Consider the following 12,943-nt stretch of genomic DNA (forward strand, 5'->3'; position numbering starts at 1 on the left):
CAGAAATGGCATTGCTTGATACAGTGGACCCGCAAGGGTTGGAGGAATTTTCGGTTGTGTTCACGGACCGCTCGCTCAATTCCATGAGCGCGGCGTTCCAGAGCGTGATGCGCGATATTCACGAGATGTTGTGTGAGGTGTACGGTGCGGCTTCTGCCGTGGTGGTCCCCGGGGGCGGCTCTTACGGCATGGAGGCCGTAGCCCGCCAGTTCGCCCGCGACCGCGATGTGCTGGTTGTGCGCAACGGCTGGTTTTCCTATCGCTGGAGCCAGATCATCGAGACGGGCGGGCTGACCGCCAATACAACTGTGATGAAGGCCCGCCCCCAGGGCAATACAGCACCTGCGCCCTACGCCCCTGCGCCCATCGAAGATGTGGTCACGGCAATCCGCACCGACAAGCCTGCCGTGGTCTTTGCCCCCCATGTCGAGACATCGGCAGGCGTGATCCTGCCCGACGACTATATCGCCGAAATGGCCGCAGCCGCGCATGAGGTGGGTGCCTTGATGGTGCTCGATTGTATCGCGTCGGGCTGCGCGTGGGTGGATATGGCCGCACTTGGCGTTGATGTGCTGATCTCGGCCCCGCAAAAGGGGTGGAGCGCGCAGCCCTGTGCAGGTCTGGTCATGTTGTCGGATCGTGGTGTCGCCCGTCTGGGCGAGACGACCTCGGACAGCTTTGCCATTGATCTGGGCAAATGGCATGCGATCATGCAGGCCTATCTGGACGGCGGCCATGCCTATCACGCGACCATGCCTACCGATGCGCTGCGCGTGTTCCGCGATACGATGCAAGAGACCCGCGACTACGGGTTCGACCGTCTGAAGGAAGCGCAGTGGAAGCTGGGTGAGGGCGTGCGTGCCATGATGGCCGAAAAAGGCATCGCCTCGGTGGCCGCCGAGGGCTTTGGTGCCCCTGGTGTTGTCGTCAGCTATACCGATGATCCTGATGTGAAGACGGGCAAAGCCTTTGCCGCGCAGGGCATGCAGATCGCTGCAGGTGTGCCGTTGCAAGTGGGCGAGCCTGACGGCTTCAGCACCTTCCGTCTGGGCCTGTTTGGTCTGGACAAGCTGTATGATGTCGACGGCACGCTGGGCCGTTTGAAAACGGTTGTCGACAAGGTTCTGTAACAGGCGCGATCTGGCGCCCGTGCTGGGCCGTTGTTTCACGCTGCGGTCCGGCCTCTAACCACGCCAAATTTCTTTGCGAAGGCCAAAAGAAACTCTATTGCTTATCTGTGGTTTCGCGGTAGCTTCTAGGTCTTGGGAGGATACTTTAATGAAAACAATGAACTCACTTTTGTCTGGCGCGGCCATGGCATTCGCACTTTCACTGGCGGGCCCCGCTGCGGCGCAGGATTGCCCGCGTGGCGATCTGGACAAGCAGTTTTGCGATGTGGACGGCGATCTGATTGCAGATACGCCCACCGATGTGGCCGATCAGGTTGATCCTGACACGCTGATCTTTGCCTACACACCTGTTGAAGATCCCGCGGTCTACAAGGAGGCGTGGTCCGATTTCCTGACGCACCTCGAATCAGAAACCGGCAAAAAGGTCGTCTTCTTTCCGGTCCAGAACAACGCCGCCCAGATCGAGGCGATGCGGTCGGGCCGTCTGCACATCGCGGGCTTCAACACAGGTTCCAATCCGCTGGCTGTGAACTGTGCGGGCTTTAACCCCTTTACGATCATGGCGTCCAAGGACGGCAATTTCGGCTACGAGATGGAGATCATCACCTATCCCGGTTCGGGCATCGAAAAGGTCGAGGACATCAAGGGCAAGCAACTGGCCTTTACCTCGCCCACGTCTAATTCGGGCTTCAAGGCACCCTCCGCGATCCTGAAGGGTGATTTTGACATGCTGCCCGAGCGTGACTTTGAGCCCGTCTATTCGGGCAAGCACGACAACTCGATCCTTGGTGTGGCCAACAAGGATTACATGGCGGCCTCTATCGCCAACTCGGTCAAGGCCCGTATGCTGAGCCGCGATGTCATCACCGAGGATCAGGTCAAAGTGATCTACAAATCGCAAACCTTCCCGACCACGGGCTTTGGCACGGCGCATAACCTGACGCCCGAGCTGAAGGAACAGATCAAAGGCGCGTTCTTTAACTTTGACTGGGAAGGCACATCGCTTCAGGCCGAGTTCGAGAAATCGAACGAGGGGCAGTTCCTGCCGATGACCTACAAGGAATTCTGGGAAGTGATCCGCAAAATCGACACCGCAAACGGTGTCAGCTACGCGTGTGAATAACACGTGATCTGGCGGACCTTCGGGTCCGCCTTTTTCAACCATAATTGAACTTGGGGTAGGGGGGCTTTCATGCTGCGGCTTGAGAAGCTTGTGAAGACGTATAAAACTGGTGATCAGGCGCTGAAGGCGGTTGAGCTGGAGATCCCCGAGGGGCAGGTACTGGCGCTGATCGGGCCATCGGGGGCGGGCAAGTCCACGCTGATCCGCTGTATCAACCGTCTGGTCGAGCCGACATCGGGCAAGGTGTATCTGGGTGATGTTGAACTGACGGGCCTGTCGTCGGGCGCGTTGCGCCGTGAACGGCGCCGCATGGGCATGATCTTTCAGGAATACGCGCTGGTTGAGCGGCTGACGGTGATGGAGAACGTCCTGTCGGGCCGCTTGGGCTATGTCGGGTTCTGGCGCAGCTTCCTGCGCCGCTTTCCACAGTCCGACGTGGACGAGGCGTTTCGCCTGCTGGACCGTGTGGGCCTTGCCCATATGGCGGACAAACGCGCGGACGAGCTGTCGGGCGGGCAACGCCAGCGGGTGGGCATCTGCCGTGCGCTGATCCAGAACCCTGCGCTGTTGCTGGTGGATGAACCCACCGCCTCGCTTGATCCCAAAACCTCGCGCCAGATCATGCGCCTGATTTGCGAGCTGTGCAAAGAGCGCGGCTTGGCCGCGATTATCAACATCCACGATGTGGCGCTTGCGCAGATGTTTGTGCAGCGCGTCATCGGCCTGCGTTTCGGCGCGGTGGAATTCGACGGCCCGCCAGAGGGGCTGACCCCTGATGTGCTGACCACGATCTACGGCGCAGAAGACTGGGAAGCGACCATCGAAAAAGTCGACGAAGACGAAGACGACGTCGAGGCGGTCGCATGAGCGAGCTGGACAACCTGGTCGGCAAGCCGTGGCGCAAGCCCGCTTTCATCAAACGGCCATGGCTGCGCTGGGCGCTGCTGATCGGGGCGCTGGCTTATCTGGTCGCGGCCTACATGACCATCGACGTGAACTGGAACCGCGTCTACGAGGGGCTTGAGCGCGGCAAAAAATTTGTGCTGGCTTTCACCAGCCCCGACTTCACCACCCGCTCGTCCGATATTTACGAGGGGATGCTGGAAAGCATCATCATGACCATCGCGGCCTCGGTGGTGGGCATCGCCATTTCGATCCCCATCGCGCTGGGCGCGGCGCGCAACATCGCACCTTTGCCTGTCTATATGGTGTGCCGCGGCATCATCGCCGTCAGCCGCGCGCTGCAAGAAATCATCGTCGCCATCCTGCTGGTCGCCATCTTTGGCTTTGGTCCCTTGGCGGGCTTCCTCACGCTCAGCTTTGCGACGATAGGGTTTTTGTCAAAGCTGCTGGCCGAAGATATCGAGAGCATGGACCGCGTACAGGCCGAAGCGATCAAGGCCTCGGGGGCGCGTTGGACGCAGTGGATCAACTACGGTGTGCAGCCGCAAGTCATGCCGCGCCTGATCGGGCTCAGCATATACCGCGTCGACATCAACTTTCGCGAAAGCGCGATCCTTGGGCTGGTCGGGGCGGGGGGCATTGGTGCCACGCTGAACACCGCCTTTGACCGCTATGAGTACGACACGGCGGCGGCGATTTTGCTGATCATCATCGGGATCGTTATGGCGTTGGAATATCTGTCAGGCGTCATTCGGGCGAGGGTGCAATAATGCCGGTACAAGACCTTAAGGGCCAGAAAATCTGGCAGCGCCGCACGGGCCGCGAAAGCATCTCTCATTGGGTGTTGTGGCTGATCGGTGTGGCGATCTTTGCCTATTGCTGGCAACAGATTTCCGCCTCGACCACATGGTTCTTTGTCTGGGATGCGCCGCGCATTGCCGATGACATCTGGACCCGTGCGACCCCGCCGCGCTGGGAATACATCACCCAGTTGGGCAAGCCGATTTGGGATACGCTGAACATCGCGACGCTGGGCACGATCTTTTCGCTGTTGCTGGCAGTGCCGGTGGCCTTTCTGGCGGCCAGCAATACCACGCCGTCCAAGCTGTTTGTCCGCCCCATCGCGCTGCTGATCATCGTCGCGACCCGCTCTATCAACTCGCTCATCTGGGCGCTGCTGCTGATCGCGATCATCGGGCCGGGTGTGTTTGCGGGGGTGGTGGCCATCGCTATCCGCTCGATCGGGTTCTGCGCCAAGCTGCTGTATGAGGCGATTGAAGAGATCGACCAGACGCAAGTGGAAGCCGTCACCGCCACAGGAGCCTCACGTTGGCAGGTAATGGCTTACGGCATCGTGCCGCAAATCCTGCCGGCTTTTGCGGGCATCGCCGTGTTCCGTTGGGACATTAACATCCGCGAATCCACCGTGCTGGGCCTTGTGGGCGCGGGCGGCATCGGATTGCAGCTTTCGTCCTCGCTCAACGTGCTGGCATGGCCGCAGGTGTCGCTGATCCTGCTGGTGATTTTGGCGGCAGTCGTGATCTCGGAATGGGTGTCGGCCAAAGTGCGCGGCGCGATCATTTGACGTTCGAGGAGGCTTTCGCCGCCTATGAGGCCGTGCGCCAGCGTTTGCCTGCGGCACGGCCCGTTGCAGGGTCCGTGCGGTTGGACAACCTTGATGCGCTGGCAGGCGATATGGACGTCTTTATGCTGGACGCCTTTGGTGTTCTGAACATCGGGGAGACCGCGATTGACGGCGTGCCAGAGCGCGTGGCGGGCCTACAACGGGCGGGCAAGCGGGTGATCGTCGTCTCCAACGCCGCGGGCTTTCCCCACGCCAATCTGATGGAAAAATACCAGCGCCTCGGTTATGATTTCGCCCCCGAGGACGTCATCACCAGCCGCAAGGCCACGCTGCACGCGCTGCACAATATAGCACCTGTGAAATGGGGGCTGATGGCCACGCCCAGCCTTGGGCGCGGCGATATTGAGCCGTTTGACATGGTGTATCTCGCCGAAGATGCCGCCGAATACGACTCGGTTGACGCCTTTGTCCTGCTGGGCAGTGCGGTCTGGACGGACACGCGCCAAACCATGCTTGATGCGTCCTTGAAACGCAATCCGCGCCCCGTTTATGTGGGCAACCCCGACATCGTAGCCCCCCGCGAAACCGGTTTTTCGGTTGAGCCGGGCCATTTTGCGCACCGTCTTGCCGATGCCACAGGCGTCGCACCGCAGTTCTTTGGCAAGCCGTTTGGCAACATCTTTGATCTGGCATTCGCTCATCTGGGCGGGGTAGACCGCAACCGAACCGTCATGGTGGGCGACAGCCTGCACACCGACATTCTGGGCGGGCAGGCTGCGGGGGTAAAGACCGCGCTGATCGCGGGCTACGGATTTTTTGCCGGTAATGATGTCGAGACATCCATCGCAGCGTCAGGCATTCGCCCCGATTATATTCTGGACCGTCCCTGAAGGGCGGCGCACCCGTCCTGAATATGACTTGAGGGTGCGCCGCAATCTACGCTCAGGTAATCGCGTCCAGAATCCGCGCCCACGAGCGGATGCCTTTGTGGAAGCTCTCCATGTCGTATTTTTCGTTGGGGGAGTGGATCTGGTCGTCGTCCTTGCCAAAGCCGATCAGCACGGGCGGCGTGCCGAGGATGTTCTGGAAATGGCCCGCGATGGGGATCGACCCGCCGCAACCGATATAGGCGGCGGGCACGTTCCATTCGTCGCTAAGTGCTTTCAGCGCCTTGCCAAAGGCGGGATCGTCTGTCGGCGTGCCCGAGGCGCGGCTTGCCCCGTGGCCCGTCCACTCGACCGAGCAATCAGCGGGCAGCATCCCTTCCACCATGGCACGGAAGTTTTCGCGGATAACCAGCGGGTCTTGCCCCTCGACCAGTCGGAAAGAGATTTTGGCATGGGCCTGTGACGGCAGCACGGTTTTGAACCCGTCGCCCTGATAGCCGCCGCCGATGCCGTTGACTTCGCACGTGGGCCGCGACCAGATCATCTCGAGCGGTGTGCGGTCCTGTTCGCCCGCAGGCTCCGACAGGCCGACATCGCCCAAGAATGCCGCGTGATCAAAGGCAAGGCCCTGCCACTGGGCCTCCAGCTCGTCCGACAGCTCTGGCACGCCGTCGTAAAAGCCCGGCACGGTGATGCGGCCCTGATCGTCGTGCAGGGATGCGATGATACGTGACATGACGCGGATGGGGTTCATGGCGATCCCGCCGAACATGCCGCTGTGCAGGTCTTTGGTGGGGGCCGTAATGGTCAGCTCTTCGCCCAGCAAGCCGCGCAGCATGGTCACAATCGACGGCGTCTTGCTCTCGAACATGCCTGTGTCGCAGATCATCGCAAAATCGGCGCGCAACTCTTCTTTATGCTCCTCCATGAAGGGCACCAGCGAGGGCGAGCCTGATTCCTCTTCCCCCTCGAAAAAGAAGGTCACACGGCAGGGCCAGTCGCCATGGACGGTCTTCCACGCGCGAAAAGCCTCGATAAATGTCATCAATTGGCCCTTGTCGTCCGCCGCACCGCGGCCACGGATGACGGGGCCTGCATCGGTTTCCTCAACGGCGGGGTCAAACGGGTTGCGGTCCCACAACTCAATCGGGTCCACGGGCTGCACATCGTAGTGGCCGTAGAACAAAAGGTGCGGCCTGCCGTCTTCGGGGCCCACATGCCCCACCACCATCGGGTGGCCCGGCGTTTCGCGTTTTTGTGCATCAATACCAAGGCTTTGCAGGTCGGCCACTAACCAGTCTGCCGCGTCCTGACAGGCGTCTTTATAGGCCGGATCGGTCGAGATGGACTGAATGCGCAAAAGCTCCAGCAACCGCTCGGTCGCGGCGGGAAGGTCGGTGTCGATCTGGGAAAGGACGGCGTCGAGGGACATAAAAGTGCTCCGTTTATCAGGGATTTGGCGCGACCCTAACAGCGCGGTAAGCGATGTCCAGTGGCGCGGTTTTCCAATCGGAAACCCGCCTGCGACACATCGCGCTGGATTGCGTATTGATCGACTTGGAACCGTTCTATATTTCCCCTTTGTAAATACCGCACATGTTGTGTGGCCTACGATGGAGACGCGCATGACTTATTCGGAACAGCTTGATGCGGCGCTTGCCCGCCTGCACGACGAAGGCCGCTACCGCACATTCATCGACATCGAACGCCGCAATGGCAATTTCCCCCACGCTGTCTGGACCAAACCCGACGGGACGGAACAGAACATCACCGTGTGGTGCGGCAATGATTATTTGGGCATGGGCCAGCATCCCGTCGTGCGCGAGGCCATGCATGAGGCGATTGAGGCGACGGGCGCAGGCTCGGGCGGGACACGCAACATCTCCGGCACAACGGTCTATCACAAACGGCTCGAGGCCGAGTTGGCCGATCTGCACGGCAAGGAAGCGGCGCTGCTGTTTACCTCGGCCTATATCGCCAATGATGCCACGCTCAGCACGCTGCCAAAACTGTTTCCGGGGCTGATCATCTATTCGGATGAATTGAACCACGCCAGCATGATCGAGGGTGTGCGCCGCAACGGCGGGGCCAAGCGCATCTTCCGCCACAACGATGTTGAGCACCTGCGCGAGTTGCTGGCTGCCGACGACAGCGACGCACCCAAGGTGATTGCGTTCGAATCGATCTATTCGATGGACGGCGATTTCGGCCCGATCGAGGCGATCTGCGATCTGGCGGATGAATTTGGCGCGCTGACCTATATCGACGAAGTGCATGCCGTGGGCATGTATGGCCCACGCGGGGCAGGGGTGGCCGAGCGTGACCGCCTGATGCACCGTCTCGACATCATCAACGGCACATTGGCCAAAGCCTACGGCGTGATGGGTGGCTATATCGCCGCATCCGAGAAGATGTGCGATGCGATCCGGTCCTATGCGCCCGGATTTATCTTCACCACCTCGCTGCCTCCCGCCGTGGCCGCAGGGGCCGCCGCCAGTGTCGCCTTCCTGAAACGCGCCCCTGAATTGCGCGAGCAGCATCAAGCACAGGCCGCAGCGTTGAAACTGCGTCTCAAGGGGCTTGGCCTGCCGATTATCGATCACGGCAGCCACATCGTGCCCGTGATGGTGGGTAACCCCGTGCATACTAAAATGCTGTCCGATATGCTGCTGGACGAGCACGGTATTTATGCGCAACCCATTAATTTCCCGACAGTCCCACGCGGCACAGAGCGCCTGCGTTTTACGCCGTCTCCCGTGCACGGACCGCAAGAAATGGATGCATTGGTGACTGCAATGGACGGTCTTTGGGCGCATTGTGCGCTGAATCGTGCCGAATTGGCGGGATAGTCCTGCTAAAACTCGCTAAAGCGATTGCGCTGTGTTAGGTTTCTATCAACAAGTGACCGTGACGAATCAATGGTTTCTTGTCCCACAGGACAAGTGGGTAAATAGACGGGACTAGGGCAGTAGTTATGATTGGGCGTTGGGCCTCCAAGAATAAAAACAGCGATGCGGCAGAGCAGACGGGCTTTGACGCGTTCGAATTGCGTCTTGGTGATCTAATGCGGGGCGAGCGTGCGACGCTTGGCAAATCTCTTTTGGATGTGCAGCGCGAACTGCGGATCAAGGCCTCCTACATCGCGGCGATCGAGAATGCGGACCCTGACGCGTTCGACACCCCTGGTTTTATCGCGGGCTATGTGCGGTCCTATGCGCGCTATCTGAACATGGACCCCGACAAGGCGTTTGATGCGTTTTGTGCCGAAAGCGGCTTCAGCGTGGCCCACGGCATGTCGGCCAAAGCTTCCGTGGTGAATAAACCCACCCGCGAAGACCGGCTGAGCCGGCAAGCCGAACATGATATCTTCTCGCGTCCCGCGATGCCCTTCGCACCGGATGGTGAAGGCTTTTTGGCGCGGATCGAACCTGCGGCCATCGGGTCGATGGGGGTGCTGGTTGCCTTGATCGGTGCCATCGGTTTTGGTGGCTGGACCGTAATGCAAGAAGTGCAGCGCGTGCAGGTTGCACCCGTTGACCAGACGCCTGTTGTTCTGTCCGATCTTGACCCGCTGCAGGCCAACGCGCCGACAGCAGCATCAGGTATCGCAGGTGTTGACGTTACAACGCCTTCTCCGCTGGCCGATGCGCCGCGGATCGAGGCGCTGGACCGTTTGTACCGCCCTGCCGCATTGGATGTGCCTGTAATGGTTGCGCGTGACGCACCGATCGCGTCGCTTGACCCGCGCACCAGCGGCCTGTTCCAATCGCCCGCCGTTCCAGCCGATCCGCTGACGGGCGCAATTGACACCGCCGTGCAGGACGCATTGGCCGACGAGGATACGCTGACAGCGGGCCTTAGCATTCCACAAGTTGTTGAGGGGCCAGCCCCCGCCGTTCAGGTCATCGCCACGGGCGAGACATGGGTGCGTGTGACAGCGGCCGACGGCTCAAACATCTTTGAAAAAGTCATGCAAAAGGGCGACACGTTCAACGTGCCTGCGCTGGAAGAGCCCCCCGTGCTGCGCACAGGTCAAAGCGGCGCTGTCTATTTTGTCATGAACGGCGAATTCTTCGGCCCCGTTGGCGGCCGCGGCAGCGTGACGTCGAATGTACCGCTGCAACAGCAGGCTTTGGCCGAACTGTATGAGCCTGCGGTGCCAGGCGATGACAGCGCGCTGGAAACGCTTGTGGCGGAATTGCGCGCCGAAGCGGCAGGGCCGTTGCAAGAACCCGCCGAAGATCAGTAAACCCGATCTAATCCCCATTTATCACACAGCTTTGCATTGCAGTGCCCCGCCTGCGTGGCTACTTAAGTCGTGTCTGAACTGTCTGGTGAGGTTGGCATGTCGCTGAATCATATTCGTCCTTGGCGCAACATCTATCGCCGTAAATCGCGCCAGATTATGGTGGGCAACGTCCCTGTGGGTGGCGATGCGCCGATCAGCGTGCAGACAATGACCAACACGCTGACCACGGACGCTCCTGCGACGATTGCGCAGATTCAGGCCGCCGCCGAGGCAGGCGCGGACATTGTACGCGTCTCTGTGCCCGACGTCGAAAGCTCGGCCGCGCTGAAACAGATTGTGCGCGAAAGCCCCGTGCCCTTGGTCGCCGACATCCACTTCCATTACAAACGCGGGATCGAGGCCGCCGAGGCGGGCGCCGCCTGCCTGCGCATCAATCCCGGCAATATCGGTGATGAGAAACGCGTCAAGGAAGTCATCAAAGCCGCCCGCGACAACAACTGCTCGATCCGCATTGGCGTGAATGCAGGATCGCTGGAAAAGCACCTGCTGGACAAATACGGGGAGCCATGCCCCGACGCGATGGTCGAGAGTGGCCTGGACCACATCAAAATCCTGCAAGACAACGACTTTCACGAGTTCAAGATCAGCTGCAAGGCCTCCGACGTCTTCATGGCCGCCGCTGCCTATCAGCAATTGGCCGAGGCCACAGACGCCCCCATCCACCTTGGGATCACCGAGGCAGGCGGGCTGATTTCGGGCACTGTCAAATCAGCCATCGGTATGGGCAATCTTTTGTGGATGGGCATCGGTGATACGATCCGCGTGTCCTTGTCTGCCGATCCCGTGGAAGAAGTGAAAATGGGGTTCGAGATCCTCAAATCTCTGGGCCTGCGCCACCGCGGTGTGAACATCATTTCCTGCCCGTCCTGCGCCCGCCAAGGGTTCGATGTGATCAAAACGGTCGAGACGCTGGAAAAGCGGCTTGAGCATATCAAGACCCCCATGAGCTTGAGCATCATCGGCTGTGTCGTCAACGGCCCCGGTGAGGCGCTGATGACGGACGTGGGCTTTACCGGTGGGGGGGCTGGCTCCGGCATGGTGTATCTGGCGGGCAAGCAAAGCCACAAACAGGATAATGCCAGCATGGTCGATCACATCGTCGAGCAGGTCGAGGCACACGCCGCCAAGCTGGAGGCGGAGAAAGCCGAAGACGCCTAGCGCATCCCGAGGCCCATCTGCATCAACATCTTACGCACAGGCGCCGCGCCATAAAGTGCGCTAAGCCCTGCGGCCCGCGCATCCCGCGCCAGCGTGCTGCTGGCCTGTGAGGCGCGGTTGAGCAGGTCAATCCCGCGCACGCGGAGGGTAATATCGCCATAGCGGGCCTTATGATACGCTTCCAACATCTTCGCATCGCCCAACCCCTCGGGCCGCTTGATCGCTAGATCCAGCAGCGTCGCAATATCGCTGAGTGACATGTTCAACCCCTGCGCCCCGATGGGGGGCATGACATGGGCCGCTTCGGCGATCAGGGCCACGCGCTCGGCGCTGAGCCGTTCAGCGTGCTGTGTGATGATGGGCCAGACCTGCCGCTGACTGACCAGTTTCAAAGGCCCGAAATGATGGGTTGAGCGGGCCGAGGCTTCGGCCTCGAACGCGGCCACATCCATCTCCATCCGCGCTTGTGCCTTGGGCCCATCGTCCATCCAGACCACGGCAGAGCAAGGCTTGCCTTCGCGGTCGGGCAGGGGCACCAACGTGAAGGGACCGCCCGTGCGGTGCACCTCGGTCGAGACGTTGTTATGCGCAACCTCATGGGTCACAGCAAAGACCAGCGCCTTTTGCCCGTAGCGTTGCGTGTTCACGCCGATGTCTGCGGCCGTCCGCATGGGCGATCCGCGTCCGTCTGCGGCAATCACCAGTTTGGCGGCGATGCGCGTGCCATCGCTCAGCGTGACCTTGGCCCCGCTTTCGCGGGTGAACAGCCGCGCCGTGCCCACACCTGCGCGGAAATCAACGGTGTCTAACGCGTGTAGCCGCTCCAGCATCTCGCGGCGCAGCAGCCAGTTGGGGAAATTCCAGCCAAAGGGCTGGTCCGAAATCTCGGAGGCGTCGAATTCGCGAGTGACACGCGGCTCTGGCTCGGACCCGCCTGCGTCGATGATGCGCATGATCTGTAAAGGGGCTGCATGGGGGGCGAGTGCGTCCCAAAGCCCTGCACGCTCAAGCAAAGTCCGCGCAGGTTGCAGCATCGCGGTCGAGCGCAGGTCGGCCCCGTCCGCTGCACCGTCTGTCACCGGCGGCGTAGGGTCCACGCAGATCACGTTGAAGCCTGCGGTGCCAAAGGCCGCCGCTGCGGTCATGCCTGCAATGCCGCCGCCCGAAATCAGGATGTCACATGTGCTGTCCATGGGTGCCTACCGCGTCAATTCGTTCAGGAAAGAAGATAGGTCGTCGGTGTGAAAATGCACATGCGATCCGTCGGCGCGTTTAGGGGCCACATGGACCGTACGCATCCCCATGTCATGGGGAGCTGCCAGATTACGCGGATCATCCTCGAACATTGCGGCGCGGGTCGGGGTCAGGGTGTCGCGGGTGAAGATCCGCTCAAACGCTGCCCGCTCGGGTTTGGGGAGGTAGTCGGCATGTTCAACCCCGTAGATGGCGTCGAAGATGCCCGACAGGCCGCGGGCCTCCAGCACACGCTCGGCGTAGGGGGCGCAGCCGTTGGTGTAGACAATGCGCCGTCCGGGCAGGGCGCGGATGCGGGCGGCCAGTTGCGGATCGGGCGTCAGGCTCTCCATCGAAATGTCGTGCACATCCGTCAGATAGGGCGCAGGATCAACGCCATGCTCGCGCATCAAACCCGTGAGCGTGGTGCCATAGGTTTCCCAGTAATGCTTGCGCAGGCGGTCGGCCTCGGGCTGGTCCACGCCGATGGTGTCCATGATCCACGCCCGCATCCGTACCTCGATCAGGTCGAACAGGCGCGCAGAGGGCGGGTACAGCGTGTGATCAAGGTCAAAGACCCAAGTATCCACATGAGAGAAAGCATCGCGGGGCATG

12 protein-coding genes are annotated in these 12,943 nt (G+C 60.8%); 9 read left to right on the forward strand and 3 right to left on the reverse strand.

Annotated elements, in window-relative coordinates; genetic code table 11:
• Window positions 1-5 precede the first annotated feature (5 nt).
• From ABMC88_RS06350 to ABMC88_RS06375, 6 genes are all read left to right on the forward strand, one after another.
• A complete protein-coding gene (locus tag ABMC88_RS06350; RefSeq protein WP_349575997.1) occupies window positions 6-1,130 on the forward strand; it encodes an aminotransferase class V-fold PLP-dependent enzyme in 1,125 nt (374 codons plus the stop codon).
• Between the two features lie 148 nt (window positions 1,131-1,278).
• Window positions 1,279-2,253: a phosphate/phosphite/phosphonate ABC transporter substrate-binding protein gene (phnD, locus tag ABMC88_RS06355; RefSeq protein ID WP_349575998.1), complete on the forward strand. Its 975-nt coding sequence runs from the start codon at window positions 1,279-1,281 to the stop codon at window positions 2,251-2,253.
• A gap of 69 nt (window positions 2,254-2,322) precedes the next feature.
• Window positions 2,323-3,120 (forward strand): phosphonate ABC transporter ATP-binding protein, encoded by a 798-nt coding sequence (gene phnC, locus ABMC88_RS06360; RefSeq protein WP_349575999.1) that lies wholly within the window; start codon window positions 2,323-2,325, stop codon window positions 3,118-3,120.
• Window positions 3,117-3,926 (forward strand): phosphonate ABC transporter, permease protein PhnE, encoded by an 810-nt coding sequence (gene phnE / locus ABMC88_RS06365; protein WP_349576000.1) that lies wholly within the window; start codon window positions 3,117-3,119, stop codon window positions 3,924-3,926. The genes phnC and phnE (ABMC88_RS06365) overlap by 4 nt, the downstream gene beginning before the upstream one ends.
• The gene (phnE, locus tag ABMC88_RS06370) at window positions 3,926-4,741 is read left to right on the forward strand and encodes a phosphonate ABC transporter, permease protein PhnE (protein WP_349576001.1); all 816 of its coding nucleotides are present in this window, start codon (window positions 3,926-3,928) and stop codon (window positions 4,739-4,741) included. Before phnE (ABMC88_RS06365) ends, phnE (ABMC88_RS06370) begins: the two co-directional genes overlap by 1 nt.
• Window positions 4,705-5,631 carry an HAD-IIA family hydrolase gene (locus ABMC88_RS06375; RefSeq protein WP_349576145.1) on the forward strand — a complete coding sequence of 309 codons (927 nt, stop codon included), beginning with the start codon at window positions 4,705-4,707 and terminating at the stop codon, window positions 5,629-5,631. Before phnE (ABMC88_RS06370) ends, ABMC88_RS06375 begins: the two co-directional genes overlap by 37 nt.
• A 52-nt stretch (window positions 5,632-5,683) precedes the next feature.
• Here the strand turns inward: ABMC88_RS06375 and ABMC88_RS06380 are convergent, their stop codons facing one another.
• A complete protein-coding gene (locus tag ABMC88_RS06380) occupies window positions 5,684-7,060 on the reverse strand; it encodes a M20/M25/M40 family metallo-hydrolase (protein ID WP_349576002.1) in 1,377 nt (458 codons plus the stop codon).
• 193 nt (window positions 7,061-7,253) lie between these two features.
• Here ABMC88_RS06380 and hemA point away from each other — a divergent pair, with 193 nt between their 5' ends.
• The 3 genes from hemA to ispG all read left to right on the forward strand — a co-directional run bounded on the left by hemA (window position 7,254) and on the right by ispG (window position 11,095).
• Window positions 7,254-8,477: a 5-aminolevulinate synthase gene (gene hemA / locus ABMC88_RS06385; protein WP_349576003.1), complete on the forward strand. Its 1,224-nt coding sequence runs from the start codon at window positions 7,254-7,256 to the stop codon at window positions 8,475-8,477.
• A gap of 125 nt (window positions 8,478-8,602) precedes the next feature.
• The gene (locus ABMC88_RS06390; protein ID WP_349576004.1) at window positions 8,603-9,877 is read left to right on the forward strand and encodes a helix-turn-helix domain-containing protein; all 1,275 of its coding nucleotides are present in this window, start codon (window positions 8,603-8,605) and stop codon (window positions 9,875-9,877) included.
• Between the two features lie 96 nt (window positions 9,878-9,973).
• On the forward strand, window positions 9,974-11,095 hold the full coding sequence (gene ispG, locus ABMC88_RS06395; protein WP_349576005.1) for a flavodoxin-dependent (E)-4-hydroxy-3-methylbut-2-enyl-diphosphate synthase: 1,122 nt from the start codon (window positions 9,974-9,976) through the stop codon (window positions 11,093-11,095).
• On the opposite strand, the gene ABMC88_RS06400 is transcribed toward ispG, so the two are convergent.
• Window positions 11,092-12,288 (reverse strand): UbiH/UbiF family hydroxylase, encoded by a 1,197-nt coding sequence (locus ABMC88_RS06400; RefSeq protein WP_349576006.1) that lies wholly within the window; start codon window positions 12,286-12,288, stop codon window positions 11,092-11,094. The genes ispG and ABMC88_RS06400 overlap by 4 nt on opposite strands.
• A 6-nt stretch (window positions 12,289-12,294) precedes the next feature.
• On the reverse strand, window positions 12,295-12,942 hold the full coding sequence (locus tag ABMC88_RS06405; protein ID WP_349576007.1) for a pyrimidine 5'-nucleotidase: 648 nt from the start codon (window positions 12,940-12,942) through the stop codon (window positions 12,295-12,297).
• Between the last annotated feature and the right edge of the window lies 1 nt (window position 12,943).

The organism is Sulfitobacter aquimarinus, assembly GCF_040149565.1.
Lineage (GTDB): Bacteria > Pseudomonadota > Alphaproteobacteria > Rhodobacterales > Rhodobacteraceae > Sulfitobacter > Sulfitobacter aquimarinus.

Bases quoted from the DNA above. Each gene is read 5' to 3' on its own strand.
- ABMC88_RS06350 (WP_349575997.1), top strand. From the start codon at position 6: ATGGCATTGCTTGATACAGTGGACCCGCAAGGGTTGGAGGAATTTTCG.
- phnD (WP_349575998.1), top strand. From the start codon at position 1,279: ATGAAAACAATGAACTCACTTTTGTCTGGCGCGGCCATGGCATTCGCA.
- phnC (WP_349575999.1), top strand. From the start codon at position 2,323: ATGCTGCGGCTTGAGAAGCTTGTGAAGACGTATAAAACTGGTGATCAG.
- phnE (WP_349576000.1), top strand. From the start codon at position 3,117: ATGAGCGAGCTGGACAACCTGGTCGGCAAGCCGTGGCGCAAGCCCGCT.
- phnE (WP_349576001.1), top strand. From the start codon at position 3,926: ATGCCGGTACAAGACCTTAAGGGCCAGAAAATCTGGCAGCGCCGCACG.
- ABMC88_RS06375 (WP_349576145.1), top strand. From the start codon at position 4,705: ATGGGTGTCGGCCAAAGTGCGCGGCGCGATCATTTGACGTTCGAGGAG.
- ABMC88_RS06380 (WP_349576002.1), bottom strand. From the start codon at position 7,060: ATGTCCCTCGACGCCGTCCTTTCCCAGATCGACACCGACCTTCCCGCC.
- hemA (WP_349576003.1), top strand. From the start codon at position 7,254: ATGACTTATTCGGAACAGCTTGATGCGGCGCTTGCCCGCCTGCACGAC.
- ABMC88_RS06390 (WP_349576004.1), top strand. From the start codon at position 8,603: ATGATTGGGCGTTGGGCCTCCAAGAATAAAAACAGCGATGCGGCAGAG.
- ispG (WP_349576005.1), top strand. From the start codon at position 9,974: ATGTCGCTGAATCATATTCGTCCTTGGCGCAACATCTATCGCCGTAAA.
- ABMC88_RS06400 (WP_349576006.1), bottom strand. From the start codon at position 12,288: ATGGACAGCACATGTGACATCCTGATTTCGGGCGGCGGCATTGCAGGC.
- ABMC88_RS06405 (WP_349576007.1), bottom strand. From the start codon at position 12,942: ATGCCCCGCGATGCTTTCTCTCATGTGGATACTTGGGTCTTTGACCTT.